This is a genomic window from Sphingomonas faeni (assembly GCF_040407495.1).
Classification (GTDB): domain Bacteria; phylum Pseudomonadota; class Alphaproteobacteria; order Sphingomonadales; family Sphingomonadaceae; genus Sphingomonas; species Sphingomonas faeni_D.
The window spans coordinates 137258-153141 of sequence record NZ_JAPZPP010000007.1; the positions used below are offsets into that span (position 1 = coordinate 137258).

General features: G+C 61.4%; 15 protein-coding genes. 5 read left to right on the forward strand and 10 right to left on the reverse strand.

Annotated features, from left to right (window positions below):
• Nucleotides 1-77: 77 nt before the first annotated feature.
• Both O6W96_RS18745 and O6W96_RS18750 read right to left on the reverse strand, forming a co-directional pair.
• A complete protein-coding gene (locus O6W96_RS18745) occupies nt 78-251 on the reverse strand; it encodes a hypothetical protein (protein ID WP_353470929.1) in 174 nt (57 codons plus the stop codon).
• Nucleotides 239-820, reverse strand: coding sequence for an RrF2 family transcriptional regulator (locus tag O6W96_RS18750; protein ID WP_353470930.1), 582 nt, complete (start codon nt 818-820; stop codon nt 239-241). The genes O6W96_RS18745 and O6W96_RS18750 overlap by 13 nt, the downstream gene beginning before the upstream one ends.
• 332 nt (nt 821-1152) lie before the next feature.
• On the opposite strand from O6W96_RS18750, the gene O6W96_RS18755 reads away from it, so the two are divergent.
• A complete protein-coding gene (locus O6W96_RS18755) occupies nt 1153-1785 on the forward strand; it encodes a PAS domain S-box protein (protein WP_353470931.1) in 633 nt (210 codons plus the stop codon).
• A gap of 43 nt (nt 1786-1828) precedes the next feature.
• The gene (locus O6W96_RS18760) at nt 1829-2194 is read left to right on the forward strand and encodes a DnaJ domain-containing protein (protein WP_353470932.1); all 366 of its coding nucleotides are present in this window, start codon (nt 1829-1831) and stop codon (nt 2192-2194) included.
• A 350-nt stretch (nt 2195-2544) separates the two neighbouring features.
• Here O6W96_RS18760 and O6W96_RS18765 read toward each other — a convergent pair whose 3' ends face one another.
• A complete protein-coding gene (locus tag O6W96_RS18765; RefSeq protein ID WP_353470933.1) occupies nt 2545-3972 on the reverse strand; it encodes a DUF6880 family protein in 1428 nt (475 codons plus the stop codon).
• A gap of 434 nt (nt 3973-4406) precedes the next feature.
• On the opposite strand from O6W96_RS18765, the gene O6W96_RS18770 reads away from it, so the two are divergent.
• Nucleotides 4407-6422 carry a putative bifunctional diguanylate cyclase/phosphodiesterase gene (locus tag O6W96_RS18770; protein WP_353470934.1) on the forward strand — a complete coding sequence of 672 codons (2016 nt, stop codon included), beginning with the start codon at nt 4407-4409 and terminating at the stop codon, nt 6420-6422.
• A 196-nt stretch (nt 6423-6618) separates the two neighbouring features.
• Here O6W96_RS18770 and O6W96_RS18775 read toward each other — a convergent pair whose 3' ends face one another.
• Nucleotides 6619-7317, reverse strand: coding sequence for a glutathione S-transferase family protein (locus tag O6W96_RS18775; RefSeq protein ID WP_056485357.1), 699 nt, complete (start codon nt 7315-7317; stop codon nt 6619-6621).
• A 128-nt stretch (nt 7318-7445) separates the two neighbouring features.
• On the opposite strand from O6W96_RS18775, the gene O6W96_RS18780 reads away from it, so the two are divergent.
• Nucleotides 7446-8018, forward strand: coding sequence for a TetR/AcrR family transcriptional regulator (locus tag O6W96_RS18780; RefSeq protein WP_353470935.1), 573 nt, complete (start codon nt 7446-7448; stop codon nt 8016-8018).
• A gap of 204 nt (nt 8019-8222) precedes the next feature.
• On the opposite strand, the gene O6W96_RS18785 is transcribed toward O6W96_RS18780, so the two are convergent.
• The gene (locus tag O6W96_RS18785; RefSeq protein WP_353470936.1) at nt 8223-9845 is read right to left on the reverse strand and encodes an FAD-dependent oxidoreductase; all 1623 of its coding nucleotides are present in this window, start codon (nt 9843-9845) and stop codon (nt 8223-8225) included.
• A 171-nt stretch (nt 9846-10016) separates the two neighbouring features.
• Between O6W96_RS18785 and O6W96_RS18790 the strand changes: the two genes are divergently transcribed.
• Nucleotides 10017-11600, forward strand: coding sequence for a Na+/H+ antiporter (locus O6W96_RS18790; protein ID WP_353470937.1), 1584 nt, complete (start codon nt 10017-10019; stop codon nt 11598-11600).
• A gap of 593 nt (nt 11601-12193) precedes the next feature.
• Here the strand turns inward: O6W96_RS18790 and arsH are convergent.
• The 5 genes from arsH to O6W96_RS18815 all read right to left on the reverse strand — a co-directional run bounded on the left by arsH (nt 12194) and on the right by O6W96_RS18815 (nt 15747).
• Nucleotides 12194-12946 (reverse strand): arsenical resistance protein ArsH, encoded by a 753-nt coding sequence (gene arsH, locus O6W96_RS18795; RefSeq protein WP_353470938.1) that lies wholly within the window; start codon nt 12944-12946, stop codon nt 12194-12196.
• Nucleotides 12947-12986: 40 nt separating this feature from the next.
• The gene (locus O6W96_RS18800) at nt 12987-14273 is read right to left on the reverse strand and encodes an arsenic transporter (RefSeq protein WP_353470939.1); all 1287 of its coding nucleotides are present in this window, start codon (nt 14271-14273) and stop codon (nt 12987-12989) included.
• Nucleotides 14273-14701 carry an arsenate reductase (glutaredoxin) gene (arsC, locus tag O6W96_RS18805; RefSeq protein ID WP_353470940.1) on the reverse strand — a complete coding sequence of 143 codons (429 nt, stop codon included), beginning with the start codon at nt 14699-14701 and terminating at the stop codon, nt 14273-14275. Before arsC ends, O6W96_RS18800 begins: the two co-directional genes overlap by 1 nt.
• Before the next feature lie 11 nt (nt 14702-14712).
• Nucleotides 14713-15045, reverse strand: a complete 333-nt coding sequence (locus O6W96_RS18810; protein WP_353470941.1) for an ArsR/SmtB family transcription factor — start codon at nt 15043-15045, stop codon at nt 14713-14715.
• Between the two features lie 270 nt (nt 15046-15315).
• The gene (locus tag O6W96_RS18815; protein WP_353470943.1) at nt 15316-15747 is read right to left on the reverse strand and encodes a hypothetical protein; all 432 of its coding nucleotides are present in this window, start codon (nt 15745-15747) and stop codon (nt 15316-15318) included.
• Nucleotides 15748-15884 lie beyond the last annotated feature (137 nt).

Here is a 15884-nt window from a genome sequence, read left to right on the forward strand (position 1 = left end):
TGAAGTTGGGAAGTGGGGAAGGGTGGTCGAATGTCCGGGTATGGGTCTTCAAGCCAAAGTAGCATCAAAACGCCTATCTACAGTCGGCCTTGCTCGGAAATTTCAGCGATGCGATCACGAACAGTCTGAAGGCATTCATCCGCTCGAATACCAATCAAAAGCTCATTGCATTGATCAGCAACATAAACGGCGTTCTGGGCGGCTTGCTCGATCAAGGCCAGCTGCTGCAAACGGGCTTTCACTTCTGGCATATTTTTACCTCCGTCATCTCAGCAGATTTCGCGATGCCCTCTGGCGAACTCGATGTTCGCCGCCTCGTTTGAGATCTGTTTTCCAGCCATATTCGGGTTTCTTCCCGAAACTCCGCGGGAACCCGCGTGGCGGCATGATCAGCCATGTCGCGAAGTGTTCTCGCTTTCAGAACATCCTTCATCCGCGCGTCGGCTTCCAGCATCACGGCGTGGATCCCGCATACGCCGGACGTCGCCCAGGCAGGGGGCGTTTGACCGTACAAGGGGCATGCATGCCTAACATTGCGGCAGTCGAAGAGCGCTTTTTGGCCGTCGACTGCGACCACGACGTCATAAAACGATATTTCTTCAGCCGATCGGGCGAGGCGAATGCCGCCCCGCATACCCTCGGTCGCGACGACTATCCCCGCCTTGTTAAGCTTGGTCGTCACGCCTGCCATGAACTTCACTGGCAGTGCGCGCAGCGTAGCCAGATCCTTGGAACTTGGCGCCGCTGCGTCGTCAGGCAAGTCAATGATGTAGAGCAGGGTATGGAGTGCATACTCGACTGCCGTACTAATATGGCTCACGTGAAACTCCGACCCAGCGAGTGGTAGTTAAACCAATCGCTCGCTCACGGCAAACGCTGAGTTTCTCACGCTACCGAGCACCTGAGCGTTCACCTCCGCCCACGCTTTGACGCAAGCGGCAAAGGGTCTCACCGCGGTCGATTGCCAACAGCATCGAACCCCAGCATCTTTGTGCGTTTTCGATCGTCTTTTAGTTGTGCTAGATGGGGGGGTAACAACCGGTAGCAGTCACGTGCCAAGCATACGAAGTAAGCCGATCCCGCAAACCTTGAGAAAATTAACTTAAATTATTCGAAAGGCGCTGAATGCCCGTCGCTCATTGTGTATCCAGCATGGCAGGGATCATTCTAGATTTTGATGACGGGTTCTGTCGACTAGTTCAGCGCAGGCCTGATCGGTTAATTGGTATATCATACAAAGCTATTACCGCTCCTGCTGATCTCTCCAGAAGCAGTAAAATGCTTACGGGGCTGATAGATAAGGCCGCTCCCACCCATCTGCGCAAAGCATATGTACGTCCCGATGGCAGCCTTATAAAAGCGGATCTGTTGGTATCCAAGTTCGGCGACGAAGGACGTTTGATAACGACATTGTCTTGGATTGACGGGAGGCAGGAACCGTCACCGTCACGGCTTTGGAAAGCAGCCCTTCGGGTCAAGCATGTTTATGACGCGCGGCTCATCGAGTTAGGAAAAGATCTTTTTAGCGATCATGTGGGCCTGATTCTACTTCACATGTATCTGGCAGAGGCGGAAGGTCGTGTGGTGACAGCTTCACAAGTTGCAAAATTAATTAATCTTCCAGAACAATCTATGGATCGATGGTTAAAAGCTCTAGTTCATCGTGGCCTCGTAGAAATCCCGGTCAGTAATTTGGGATACATTCAGCTCAGCCAGGATGGAATTATAAGGCTTGAACGCCTTTTTTTCGCGACGTTAGCGCCTGAGCCGCTGGCAGTTGCCTAGGCGGACCTTCCTTTTTCGCGTTTTCGCCGCAAGTAACAGTTAGATGGCTCTCTCACCCGACTATTATTCTGTTTTAGGTGTGCGCTCGACGGCAAGTCGCGAAACTATTCACGCCGCGTGGAAAGCGCTTCTCCGTCAATATCACCCCGATGCCAATCATGGTACGGATGTCTCTGCTCGTGCGAAAGAGATCAACGAGGCGTATTCCGTTTTGGGGAAGAAGGAAGCACGCGCCGCCTATGATCGGTCGCAGATCAGGCCGTCTGCCCACCGAGCGACCGCGGACCGCCCGTTTCACCCTAGGAAAGCCGGCAGGCGCTCGACGCGACCTAGCCCGTCGATGCAGCCCAACGGTGGCTTCTCGCAGCCGCTACAGCCCAACGAATGGCTGATAGCCTTTTCCTGCTGATCCTCACCGCCGCACCGATCGCTACAATCCTGGTTCTGTGGAACGAGGAATCCGGATTGGCACCTACGGTTCGACGTAGCGTCGCCGCTCATCCCGTGCGTGAGCCTCTCGCAAAAGCCGTCGGAAGCTCATCGCGCACAAAACTTCGACCTGGACAGCCTGCTCCTTAAACTATTGCCCTGTCACGACATTCCAGTTCGCAGGGTCAGGCTCCCAAAGCGGTCGTAACCCCGGGATGAACGAGCGGCCGAAGCTGGGAAGGGGGCGGGGACGTCTGCTTGTGGGTCAACGTGGCCTGGTCAGTTTTTGTTCGTGCTGGCGCGGCGTCATGCCCGCGTTGCACGGTTCGGTCATGCATCCCAGAAACCGCTTTTTCGTGGGTGACGCCGTTTGAGGTCTTCCACATAATTAGCGTGGGTTGAATGCCCCGCAAAATTGTCGATGCGCCGGGCAAGATGCTCGCAAGTCTGGAGATGTCGGGCGGCGTGGCCGTAGCGCTTGTACTTGGCGGCATCTAGCGACAGATCGATCATCGCCCTGAGCACAAGCGTAGCAGCGAGCGGATGTCGCTGCTCAAGCGCGTCGGCTGCCGGGGTTAGCAGACCATAATCGTTGCCATCAAGTTCGTCGATCCGCGTCATGATGAGGCTGGCGGCACGGTCGAGAGCGGGCCAGTCGATCAGGAAGGCGAGTGCTTGGTGAACGGATGGATGGCGTGAGACAACGCCGAGCGCCCGCTCCTCTGCTTCTATGTCGTCGAAGTCCGGCAGCCGTTTGAGGTGCGCCCGGAGGTATCCCGCATCGAGACCGCGCTCGAACGCCTGCCAGCGTTCTTCCTGGGCGTCGCTGGAGCGCCCTAGTGCGTCGAGCACCTCGATCCGCACACGCTGCCAGTTGGGCCAGTAGCCGCCCTGTCGGAAGGCACTGTCCGCTTCGTCAAGCGTCACTAGTGCCTCCTGGCTGCGATCGGCGGCCAGCAGCCGCTCCGCAATCGCTGCCGCAATCGCGGGGTTGGCCCGCTCTGCTTCCGAATAGCGGCGCACGAACCCATCGACGTCGCCGAGCGCATCGGCGATCTCGGTCATCGCCGAGCGGACAAGACGTCCACGATAACCGCGCTCGTAATCGTCTTGGTAGATCGGCGCGCGCGTACTCAAACCGATTACCCTGCGTTCGCCGCCTGCGCCCGTGGGTGCGTTCGCCTCCAACTCCTCGAACTGCGCCTTGAGCCGGCTCAGCCCATCAGCCCCAAGCGCCTGCGCTGTCAGGCTGATCAGGTCGTCGAACTGGCCATAGTCGTTCGCGCAGACAGCCGCGAACACCCGATTTGCCAAGGCGCCCACTGGCTGTCGGGCTTCAACGGCGATAGCGCCGAGATCTTCCCGCGCATCTGCGATGATACTGCCGATCGTGCCGTTGCTATCATCGCACCGCTCGTAGAGCGAGGGTGCCATCTCCAGCATGCGCCAAAGAAGGTCGAACGCCTGATCGGGGTTCGTCGCCGTGACGTGGACTGCGATGGCCTCGCGCTGCGCCTCGAGGTCGCGAGCGAGTTCCTTAACCTTGCGCCAGTCGACGAACGAGCGCGACTTAGCGATGGAGATCAGCCGTTTGCGGATCTCGCTCGTGACGTCACCGCCTCCGCAGCTCGCCAGCTCGAGCCGCAACCTGCGCTTGGCCACCGCGTCACCGGCGGTTACATCGAGCAACAGCTCCGCCAAGCGTTCGGCTCCAAGGGCGGCGAGGTTCTTAGCATTCAACGTCGTCTCGGACGGCATGTCCTTCCGTCGCGATCAGAGCTTGATTCGTCAAGCAGCGCGACAAGTTGGAGAACGGCGAAAGCCGTGCGATGCCGCTAGATTGAACAACGCAGATCGACCGCCCCGTGCGGTTCAGCCGCCTCAGCTAAAACCCCCACACCATCTGCTTTGCCGAGGTGAACGAAGGACCGGAGTTGAGAGAGGGTAAGCTCGCTCTGAATGTCGCTTTATGGGTCTTCCTCAACTTGAACCGCGCCTAGCGGCCTCTCTGGCCTTACCCAGCTCGGCTGTCGGTTCGCCTAGGGTCTCTAGCTCGAAAAAGCGTGCAGCGAGCACGGCTACGATTCCTAACCATAAGGTAACGCTTTAACGTCAAACGAGTTTCGGGGGAGAAGCCTGTGCGACTATCGATATCGGCCCGCGTATCTATAGCTTGCACCTCTGTCATCGTCATGGCTCTAGCGGTGCTGGCTGTCGGCCTCTCGGTTGGCAACAAGATCCATCAGGCCGACCTAAACATTACGTTGTTGAGCGAAGCGTTGGGGCGAGAGGATCGGCTGGATCAAGCACAACGGGAGCTGCGTCAAGATGTTGGCCGCCTGACCCGGGATGCCGAACATGGGGTGAGGGTACCCGATGCATGGTGGAAGGACCTGCATAAGCGGATCGCGCAGTTCAAACTGGAATCCATTCAAAGGGGCCAATCAAACAATCGTAGATCGAAAGCGGGATGGGCTCATGAGGGGCAGGCGGCCGCAACTGTATTTGCCACGGCTTCCGACCAGTTGATTGAAACGAGCCGGCTTAGACCCTCTGACATCAAAGCGGCCATGCCACGATTTCTGAGCGCGCTGACCTCCTTGGAAGTGAGCCGTAGTCAGGCGCGACAGGCACTGACGTCGGCGATTGCGAGGGCGGCGGACAAGAATCGCCGTGAGAGCCGGCGAGATATCATATCGGTGCTTCTCGGTGGGCTCGGCATCGTAGCCATCATATTCAGCATGACCATCTGGCTTCGTCGGAAGCTGGTTTTGCCCATCACAATCATGGCGGCGCGACTGCGAGATTTCCGGACGGGCGAACGTGACGGGGACGTACCTGGACTTGAGCGGGCCGACGAGCTCGGCGATCTCGCGCGTGGACTGCATGAATACCGTAAGGCTGTCGAGAGCCGTCGGACCGCCGAGCACCGCGCCGAGTTCCTGGCCAACCATGACATGCTGACCGGGCTCGCGAACCGCCTTCTATTCGAGAACCGTCTTGCTCACGAACTCGCTCGCAGCGTCCGCACAGGCGACGTCGTAGCGGTGTTCGCCGTCGATCTGGACGCGTTCAAGGCGATCAACGATCGACTGGGTCATGCGGGCGGAGACCGGGTGCTAAAGCGAACCGCAAAACTACTGACTTCGTGCGTCCGCGGCGATGACTTGGTCGCGCGTATCGGCGGTGACGAATTTGCTGTCATTCAGGTAGCGCGATCACAACCAGCGTCCACGGAAGCACTGATCTCGCGCATCTTCAAGATGGCGTCTGCGCCGTCTGACGAAGGTGTAGCGATCAAAATGAGTATCGGAGTAGCCATTTCCGAACCGGGTCAGACGGGAGACGAATTGCACGAGCTTGCGGATCTTGCATTGTATCGTGCTAAGGCAGACGGCAGGAACACGGCCCGCATCTACAACGTGGATCTAAAGGAAGAGGAGAGCCGGCGCGTGCGGCTCTCGAGAGACCTTGAGAATGCGATCTCTTCGAACGAGTTCCGTCTGGTTTTCCAGCCGATCGCCGACGCGGTCTCGCTCGAGATCGTCGCGTATGAGGCGCTACTTCGCTGGCACCACCCAAGCCTAGGCGAGATACCGCCGGACGTTTTCATACCCATCGCCGAGTCCAGCGGACTTATCGGCACTATTGGCTCATGGATAATCGATCACGCGCTTCGTACTGCATCGACCTGGGATCCGAAGGTGTCACTAGCAGTGAACCTGTCGGCAATTCAGTTTCGTTCCGTCGGCCTTGCGGCTGAAATCTACGATGCGGCACGGAGTTGGCAGGTCGCGTTCGACCGACTGGAACTAGAAGTTACCGAGAGCGCAACGCTCCTTGGTTTCCAACGGGACAACGTCCTTGCGACCCTCCGAGACCTGCGAAAATCCGGCGCAAAGGTCGTCATGGACGACTTTGGAACAGGGCACTCCTCACTCAGCAACCTTAGGGAATTCACTTTCGACAAGATCAAGATCGATCGGAGCTTTGTGGCTACCATGCACAACAACCCGTCGTCGGCATCAATCGTCAAGGCGACGATCGGGCTAGGAAAAAGCTTGGGGCTCGTCATTGTAGCCGAAGGGGTGGAAACCGAAGATCAGCTGTCTATACTGCGGCAATGGGGGTGCGATCAGGTTCAGGGGTTTCTGATAGGGAAGCCATCGGACCTTCGTAATTTGGTCGCTTTCGAAGCCGCGAATTAAACCCCCAACGCCTTAATCAGCTTACCTGCACGTCCTGACGCGGGGGTCGCTACGGCGCGCGCTCGCTGTCCACAGGCTCGCTGGCGTTGATGATCGCTGGCGCTATGCCGTCCGCCATTGCCTGAACAGCTTCGGGAGGAACGCGGGTCGTCGACGGGCATGCTCCGCGACGACCCGCTGTCGCTAGATCGTCAGTTCAGGCGCGAGCGTCGAGTTCCGGAACACCACTCTGACCATCGGCATAAGCGGCCAGGAAGGTCGGCCGGGTTTGCCAGCGCCGCCAGAACGCGTCGAGAAACTCGAAGCGTTCATCTAGCGGGGTGGCGTTGATTGGGAACTTCGAGAAGGCAATCGCCGTCGCCAACGTGATGTCCGAGAACGTCGGCTCGTCTCCGCTCAGCAGCCAGGGGCGCCCGTCCGAGAGGTGTCGGTCGACCAGCGCCGCATGCGCCAGCGCCACCTTGCGCGAATGCTCGCCCCAGGCGGGGTTGTGCGTCAGCTCCAACTTGGGACCGAGACCCTGGTGAAGCACATGGAATGCGGTGACGATCGGGTAGAGGATGTGCACCCAGACCCGGTTGTCCCACATCTGGTCGAGCCCACGCTCGTGGGCCGTTTCGCCCATGACCTTGCGGCCCTCGAAGCTGTCGTCGAGGTAGCGTGCGATGGCGGAGGTTTCGCTCAGAAACGTGCCGTCGGCCAGCGCCAGCGTCGGCGTCTCGCCCCAGGGATTCATCTTTAGGTGCGGCCACCCGCGTTGCTCGCCTACGGGCGACATGTCGTACACCGTTTCGGCGAAGCGGTCGGCGATGCCCTTCTCATGCATGAAGATGCGTAGCCGCTGTGGATTGGGGAAGGCTGAGGGAGAGGTGAAGAGCGTCAGCTTGTCGGCCATCAGATGTCTCGCTTATATCGTATCAGTCACCTGCCTGCCAGATGACAGGCAGATGACAGGCAGATGACTGCCGTCACGGACTTGCGATGTCAACCCCTGCCTGCCATATGGCAGGTGGAGGTTCGATAATGGCGACGATCAAGGGAAATGCTCGGGAAGCGATCCTGCTGGCGGCGCGTGAGGCGGCGATGGCTCGCGGTTATGGCGGTATCAATTTTCGCGATCTGGCGACGACGGTTGGCATCAAAGCGGCCAGCATCAATTATTACTTCGCCAACAAGGCGCTGCTCGGAGAGGCGGTCGCCCGTCGCTACTGGGAGGACATCGCCCGCGATCTCGAGGCGATCTCAGAAAAGGCCAAGTCGCCTGCGGAAGCGTTGCGGCAATACCCTGGCATCTTTCGGGCATCTCTGGAGCGTGGCAACCGAATGTGCCTGAGCAGCTTCATGGCGGCGGAGCATGATGGTCTTCCCGCGCCGGTCCTAAAGGAGGTCCAGGCCTTCGCCGATGTCAATGTCGCATGGCTGAGCCGTCAGCTCGCCGCCGCAGGATTGGGGGATGCCGAAAGCGTGGGTGCCAGAGCCCACGCGATCTACGGTGCGGTTGCTGGCGCGCAGATCCTGGCACGAAGCAGGTCTGACGTGTCCGTTTTTGATGCTTTAATCGAAAGCTACCGTAAGGCCGGGCCGCTGCCGAGCTAGAGGATTTTGAGGCTCGACGGGCAGAGGGAATAGTGGTCCAATTTCAATCAGATCTCCGGACTGCGAGGCGATCTTTCGGCTTTAGAGGATGTGCTGTGGGTATTTGTGATTGGCTCCAAGCAATCTGAACAAATGTGAATTTGGTTTTTGGGAAACGCGCTCCAAGTTGCTGAATGGCGGTCAGAAAGGCACAGCGATTTCCTATTAGGAACGGTTCAAGTCGCGCACATGCTCCCATACGTTTGAGATAACGACTGATCCTTCTCCGACCGAAGACGCCACGCGTTTCACCGACCCAGCGCGAACGTCGCCGACGGCATAAATGCCTGCACACGACGTGGCGAAAGGAGACGTAGCCCCGGCCGCTTCACCTGTTAGCACGAAGCCCTTGCCGTCGAGAGCGACCAGTTCGGAGAGCCAGCCCGTATTGGGTGCCGCGCCGACCATCACAAAGACAGCGCAACTCGCCACGGTGCGGTCGCCGTCTGCATTGCGGATCGTCACTGCCTCCAGACTGTCCCTGCCATGAAGCTCAACGGCATGGGCGCCGTATTCGATAGTGATTGCGGGGTCTGCCTCAAGCCTGCTGGACAGGTAATTAGACATGGACGAGGCCAGGGTATCGCCACGTACCAGCAGGCGAACGTGCCGCGCTGTTCGGCTGAGGAACATCGCCGCCTGTCCAGCCGAATTACCGCCGCCAATGACCAACACTTCCGTATCCCGACAGAAACGCGCCTCATTTTCCGTCGCGGCATAGTAAATGCCCGCGCCCTCGAACTCGGCCAGACGCGCGATCGGCAGGCGTCTGTACTGGACCCCGGTGGCGACTACCACGCATGTGGCGCGAACGCGCTGACCATTGGCGAAGGTTGCACAGTAGGCACCGTCGTCGAGCTGATCCAATGTTTCGATCCGCCGGGGCATGACAAAGCGCGTGCCGAATTTCATCGCCTGCACCTCGCCGCGCCATACGAGATCGGCACCGGAGATGCCGGTGGGAAAGCCCATGTAATTCTCTATACGGCTGGAGGTGCCCGCCTGGCCCCCGATGGCGGTCTCGTCGACCACGAGTGCGCGCAATCCTTCGGCTCCCGCGTAGACGCCGGCTGACACGCCGGCGGGGCCGGCTCCAACGATCAGCACATCAAATGCCTCGTCTTCGGGAACGTCCTGATCGAGTCCGAGTAGCCGTGCCACTTTCTCCGGCGTCGGATCGCTCACCACCAGGTCGCGGCCGAAAACCACGACGGGCTCACGCGGCGCGGTTCCGCAACTGCTGGCGACATGGGCGGCCTCGGCGCTGCCAAGCGCGTAGGAACGATAGGGCAGACGATTGCGGGCGGCGAACTCGGCCACCTTCCTGACCGCTTTGTCCTCCGCCTCGCCAACCAACACCAGCATGCCGTCGCCGGCTTCCAGCTGCCGCCGACGGCGTGCCGCCAAGACCGTGATGACGATGTCAGACAGCTCCGGTATTTCCGCCATCAGCCGAAGCATCTCGGATCGCGGTACTTCGACAACGTCCGTGTCGCTTGCTGCTCGCATTGGTAGCGACCACGTGCCTCCCGACAGGAGCGATATTTCGCTCATAAACTGGGTGGGGCCCAGCGTTGAGGGCACCAGCCGATCGCCCGTGAACGGGTTGACGACCTCGATCTCCCCATCTTCCACAAACACGAAGCGGTCGGCCGGAGCGCCGATTTCAGCCAGCATCGTCCCCTTGCGATAATGGGTGCGTGTCCCCGCCGCCCGGATCGCGGCAATGTGGGCAGGCTGCAGCGGAACCCTCTGCATCTCCCGCAGGTCACGGCCGATCGTTTCCATGAGCGCTGTCCCCTTTGAGCACCAACATTAGCCTGGCCACCGTAGCGACGGCAATCGCCGGGTAACGGCCTCGGCCAGAGCAGCCGCGCCAGGTTACGCTTTCCGGTGGCATTGACGATGTTCGGGACAGATTGCAGGACGACCGGACGAGCAGGAAAGAAGGGCGGCTTTGTGCATCCAGCGGCGAACTTCGAGCTGATCATCCTGATGTTCCTGGTAGTACTGGCGCTTCACTATCTGGCCCGGCGCCTGTCGCTACCGCCGGCAGCTGCGCTGATCGTCGGCGGGTGTGCGGTCGCCTTCGTGCCCGGTGCGCACGGGATCGCGATCGATCCGGAACTGGTCCTTGTCCTGTTTCTCCCGCCCCTCCTGATGGACGGCGCATGGTTCACCGCCGTTGCCCCGTTCCGGCGTCACATGGCCGGCATTCTTTCGCTGGCAGTCGGCGCTGTCTTCTTTACGACTGCGATTGTGGCGATCGTGACTCGGTTGCTGATGCCGCAGCTACCCTGGGCCGCCTGCGTTGCGCTTGGCGCGATCCTGTCACCGCCCGATGCCGTATCCGCCCGTGCCGTGTTGCAGCGGGTCAGATTGCCACGCCGGCTGACGACGTTGCTCGAGGGCGAAAGTCTGCTGAACGACGCTGCCGGGCTGGTCCTGTTCCGGTTCGCAGTGGCGGCGGTGCTGACCGGCAGCTTCGATATGGGTGCGGCGACGGGAACCTTCCTTGTACTGGTAGTGGGTGGCATCGCGGTAGGCGCGGCGATCGGCGGGCTTTGGGTAGTTCTGCTTCGCCGGCTTGGCGATGATACGCTGATGGTTGCAGCGACCGTGCTGGTGTGTTGGAGCGCCTATATCGGTGGCGAACTGCTGCACGTCTCCGGCGTCATTGCCGTCGTTACCGCGGGCCTGACCTGTGGCTGGTATCAACACGTCGTCTTCGACGCGCGCGTCCGTATCCGAGCGCTGGCGTTTTGGCAGGTGCTCGTGTTTCTTCTCGAAGCCGCTGTCTTTCTGCTCATCGGTCTGTCGTTGCGAGGGTTGCTGGACCGGGTCGGCGGGCTCGGCGTGGTCGTGGATACGATGGCGCAGCTCGTGCTGCTCATCGTCCTGGCAGTTGTCGTCGCGCGGTTCCTATGGATTTTCGGCGTCGACGCCGGCGTCTCGGCCGTTCGGCGCATCGGTTGGACGCGACAGCAACCGCTCGGCGCGCGTGCGGCGGTGGTGATGAGTTGGGCAGGGATGCGCGGTGTGGTGACGCTGGCGGTCGCACTCTCTTTGCCCGAGGCGATGCCAGGGCGGGATCTAATGCTTGTCACTGCCTTTGCGGTGATCCTAGTCACCGTCTTGGTGCAGGGCACGTCGCTGGGCTGGGTCATCCGGACCGTGAAGCCCCACGATGACGCCAGCGCGCGACCGCCGCTCGATTTGCACGCGGCCGAGATGATGCTGTTCCAGGCGCAGTTGGCCCTCGTTGAGCGCGAGGCCGTGGCGGCCGATGGTACGGTCATCCATCCACAGCTCCTGCGTCGCTATCGGACCCGTGCCACAGCAGCGGATGCCTTCGACGGTACGGCGGAGGAGCGCAACGCAGCGATCGCTAGCCATTTCGATGTCATCATCGCCGCAGTCACAGCCGGCCGCGCCGAATTGGTCCGCCTGCACCGTGCCGGTCGTATCGATGACGAAACGCTTCACGATCTCGAACATGATCTCGACCTCGAGGAGCTTGCCGCAGCGGCAGCGAAGGGATGAACGGACGAGTGGCACCGAGCGCGATCCGGCGTTCGGTGCTAATAAGAGGACGCCAGTCCGTCGTCCGCCTCAATAGGGCGGTGCGAGCCGCTCTCGCTGGGCGCAGCCAGCTTGCGTCCACCACGCAAGATCGTCCGCAAAGCGGGGGAAAGCACGAGTGAGAGCAAGGCCTCCATCACCTGTCAGCGCACCGGTTGCATCAAGGCATGGCCGATCTCGCCCACCGCGATCGTGCTGGAGACCACCACCATGCCCATCTCGGACAGGATGCCAACATTGCAGGAATGATATCAGCGCGACAGGCGCTCGCCCGGTTAGCCGACCAGTGCGGATCAGGATCGGCGGAACCGTACCCTATACTGACCGCATTCGAGGTTCCCTAGCGCTCTAGGAAATGCCACTTACCACCACTCATACCTTGGCGGGTGGAAGTGGGTCAGAATATTAAGATGAACGGACGTCCGAAGTTGGGAGGCGGGAATGGCAAGCTGAGCGTCCAGTTGTGGGTCCTGGCGGCCAAGGATCTGGCCACCTGTCGATGCTCACGAGCAGTCGTCTTGATTATAAGAGCCGAGCCAAGAGGTGCAATTCAGTCAGCCAGGTTTCTGCGGTGCCGTCGCGATGCTCGACAGGTCGGTCGCCACGTTGATCGGGACGCCAGCGTCCTTCCGCTCCGAATACCGGTCGACCAGTTGGGCCGCGTGCGGTCGCAGCAGGATCGTGAAGCGGACCAGTTCCTCCATCACGTCGACGATGCGATCGTAGTAGCTGGACGGCTTCATCCGGCCGGCGTCATCGAACTCCTCGAACGCCTTGGCGACGCTGGACTGGTTGGGGATGGTCACCATCCGCATCCAGCGGCCGAGTACGCGCAGGGTATTTACGCTGTTGAACGACTGCGACCCTGCTGACACCTGCATGACGGCAAGGGTGCGACCCTGCGTCGGGCGCATTCCGCCCATCGACAGCGGCAGGTGATCGACCTGCAGCTTCATAATGCCGGTGATCTGGCCATGCCGCTCGGGGCTGCACCACACATGCCCCTCCGACCACATCGATAGTTCGCGCAGTTCGTGGACGGCCGGATGGTCGTCGCCGGCCACCTGGTCGGGCAGCGGCAGGGTCGAGGGGTCAAAGATGCGCGTCTCGGCACCGAAGAACCGCAGCAGGCGCGCCGCCTCCTCAACGCACAGCCGGGAATACGACCGCTCCCGCAGGGAGCCGTAGAGCAGCAGGATGCGCGGGGCTGAATCTCCCGCACCCAGCCCGACGGCTGGCCGATCGAGAGCGAAGCGCCGATCGAGCGCGGGCAGGTGGTCGGGGTCGGAGAGCGTGCGTAGGGGCATCAGCGGGTGTGTCCTGTAGAGTCTCTTCGATTCCGCGGCATCAGGCGGCACCGAGCCGCAGCGCCAGCGCGGCGAGCGTAACCAGCAGCACCGGGACGGTCAGGGTCGCGCCGATCCTGAAGTAGTAGCCCCAACCGATCCGGATGCCCTTCTGCCCGAGGACGTGCAGCCACAGCAGCGTCGCGAGCGAGCCAATCGGCGTGATCTTGGGGCCGAGGTCGCAGCCAATCACGTTGGCGTAGATCATCGCTTCCTTGACCGTGCCCGTTGCATGAGTCGCGTCGATCGACAGCGCGCCGACTAGGACCGTCGGCATGTTGTTCATCACGGACGACAGCAGCGCGGCGATGATGCCGGTGCCGAACGCCGCGCCCCAGACGCCGCCCTGGGCGGCGCGATCGAGGAGACCGGCGAGGTGATCGGTCAGGCCGGCGTTCCGCAGGCCGTAGACGACCAGATACATGCCCAGCGAGAAGATCACCACCTGCCACGGCGCTCCGCGCAGGACCTTGCGGGTCTCGATGACGTCGCCGCGTGCGGCGACGACGAGCAGCAGGACCGCGCCGGCAGCGGCGACCGCGCTGACCGGGACGCCGATGGGTTCGAGCAGGAAGAAGCCGGTCAGGAGGGCGGCGAGGACGACCCAGCCGGCCCGGAACGTGGCCCGATCGCGGATCGCGTCGGCTGGCGCGCGCAGCTGCGCCACGTCGTAGCCGGTCGGCACGTCACGGCGGAAGGACAGCAGCAGCACGACCAGCGTCGCGGCGATCGACGCGAGATCCACCGGCACCATCACGGACGCGTAGTCGGCGAAGCCGATGCGGAAGAAGTCGGCCGACACGATGTTGACCAGGTTGGAGACGATCAGCGGCAGGCTGGCCGTGTCCGCCACGAATCCGGCCGCCATGACGAACGCGAGCGTCGCCCTGTCACGGTAGCCGAGCGCCCGAAGCATCGCGATGACGATTGGAGTCAGGATCAGCGCCGCGCCGTCGTTGGCGAACAGCGCCGAAACGGCCGCGCCGAGGAGGACGATCAGGACGAACAGCCGTCGACCGTGCCCGCCGCCCCAGCGGGCGACGTGCAGCGCCGCCCATTCGAAGAACCCGGCTTCGTCCAGCAGCAGGCTGACGATAATGATCGCGACGAACGTCGCGGTCGCGTTCCAGACGATGCCCCACACCACCGGGACGTCGGAAAGCGAGACCACCCCCACGAGCAGCGCCACGGCCGCGCCGCCTAGCGCGCTCCATCCGATGCCGAGACCTCGAGGTTGCGAGATGACGAGCGCGATCGTGACGGCGAAGATGGCGAGGGCGAGGAGCATCAGGCGATGCGCTGCCCGAAGGCATCCACCACCTGTTCGCCGTCCTCCTTGGCGAACGCGCCCCGCTGCACCTCGGGCAGCAGATCGAGGACGGCTTCGGATGGACGGCAGAGCCTGACGCCCAAGGGCGAGACGACCAGCGGCCGGTTGATGAGGACCGGGTGGGCGATCATGGCGTCGAGCAGCGCATTGTCGGTCAGCGAGGGGTCACCGAGACCGAGCTCAGCGTAGGGCGTGCCCTTCTCGCGCAGCAGATCCCGGGGCGTGATGCCTGCGCGGTCGATCAGGTCGACCAGTAGGGCGCGGGAGGCCGGGGTCTTCAGATACTCCACGACGTGCGGCTCGATGCCGGCGTTGCGGATCATCGCCAGCGTGTTGCGCGACGTGCCGCAGGCGGGGTTGTGGTAGATCACGATGTCGACGGCCATCGCGCGTCCTTTCAGCAGCATGGGGAGAGTTCGGCGAGGAGCGGCGCGCACAGCTCAGCCGAGCCGGCGCAGCAGTCCTTGATCAGGAACAGGGTAAGCGCCCGCAGACCGTCGAGGTCGGCGCGGTAGATGATCGACCGGCTATGCCGCTCGGATCGGACGATGCCGGCTCGAGCGAGGATTCCGAGATGCGCGGACATGGTGTTCTGCGGCACGTCGAGCTGACGGGCGATCTCGCCCGCCGCCATGCCAGTCGGCTCGAACCGGACCAAGAGGCGAAACACGTCTAGGCGGGTGCCTTGCGCAAGCGCGCCCAGGGCGGCAATGGCCGAATCATTATCCATATATCCGGCATAGCCGATATATCTGTGTCGCTACTACCCTACGTGTATTAAGCGGCAACTTGGCAATTTAGGTGCGCAAAAGCGGACCGTCCGCTGACCTTCCCCTTTACGACGTCCATGCCGGAAAATCAGACCTAGATAGCGGTCAACGCGGAGATGAATGAGTGTCTGAAGTTGGGAATCAGCAAAGGGCGCGCGAATGGCCGGGTATCGGTCTGGCGGATTGCGATCTACCGGTTGATAATTGCAGTGTCCGGCATCAGCCAACAGCTATTTGCGGTTCAACGCTCGCTTGGCCTCAAACACGGCATCCGCAGCTTGGCCACCAACCCGGTCCACGTCGCGGTTAAACTGATCGACGACACGCGGCGCCGTCAGACCGTCGAGCCCCTTGCGCAGTAGATGCTGATACTCCTGCCGAGAGTTGGCCTTGGCAAATGTCCGCGCCTTGAATTCTGAGAGCGCGGCTTCGAATTTGAGGCGATCCTTCGGGCCAAGGTCGGCCTTTGCCGCGCCTAAGGTCTGATTGAAGGTCGCAGCGCTGCTCCCGTCTATAACGGTCGGCGCGCTGGCGCCGACGCCGCAGGCAGAAGCAAGGAAGCAGACGGATAGCAGGATCAACGGTCGCATATGATCACTCTCTATAATCAAACTATGGTCGGGCGATGCTTTCAGAGCGGCTCGATCCAGTACGGTTGTCACGAACTGCCTCTTCTCGCGCGGTGGAGACCACCCATGCGCATGACGTGATTAGCGGATGACTGAGGTGGTCCCGGTTGTCTGAACAGGCTCGCGGCCTGGATAAGTGGATCACCGCTGGTTGATCATGCCGCTGCGAG

Bases quoted from the DNA above. Each gene is read 5' to 3' on its own strand.
- O6W96_RS18770 (WP_353470934.1), top strand. From the start codon at position 4,407: ATGGCTCTAGCGGTGCTGGCTGTCGGCCTCTCGGTTGGCAACAAGATC.
- arsC (WP_353470940.1), bottom strand. From the start codon at position 14,701: ATGGCCGTCGACATCGTGATCTACCACAACCCCGCCTGCGGCACGTCG.
- arsH (WP_353470938.1), bottom strand. From the start codon at position 12,946: ATGCCCCTACGCACGCTCTCCGACCCCGACCACCTGCCCGCGCTCGAT.
- O6W96_RS18800 (WP_353470939.1), bottom strand. From the start codon at position 14,273: ATGCTCCTCGCCCTCGCCATCTTCGCCGTCACGATCGCGCTCGTCATC.
- O6W96_RS18775 (WP_056485357.1), bottom strand. From the start codon at position 7,317: ATGGCCGACAAGCTGACGCTCTTCACCTCTCCCTCAGCCTTCCCCAAT.
- O6W96_RS18765 (WP_353470933.1), bottom strand. From the start codon at position 3,972: ATGCCGTCCGAGACGACGTTGAATGCTAAGAACCTCGCCGCCCTTGGA.
- O6W96_RS18755 (WP_353470931.1), top strand. From the start codon at position 1,153: ATGGCAGGGATCATTCTAGATTTTGATGACGGGTTCTGTCGACTAGTT.
- O6W96_RS18760 (WP_353470932.1), top strand. From the start codon at position 1,829: ATGGCTCTCTCACCCGACTATTATTCTGTTTTAGGTGTGCGCTCGACG.
- O6W96_RS18785 (WP_353470936.1), bottom strand. From the start codon at position 9,845: ATGGAAACGATCGGCCGTGACCTGCGGGAGATGCAGAGGGTTCCGCTG.
- O6W96_RS18780 (WP_353470935.1), top strand. From the start codon at position 7,446: ATGGCGACGATCAAGGGAAATGCTCGGGAAGCGATCCTGCTGGCGGCG.
- O6W96_RS18810 (WP_353470941.1), bottom strand. From the start codon at position 15,045: ATGGATAATGATTCGGCCATTGCCGCCCTGGGCGCGCTTGCGCAAGGC.
- O6W96_RS18745 (WP_353470929.1), bottom strand. From the start codon at position 251: ATGCCAGAAGTGAAAGCCCGTTTGCAGCAGCTGGCCTTGATCGAGCAA.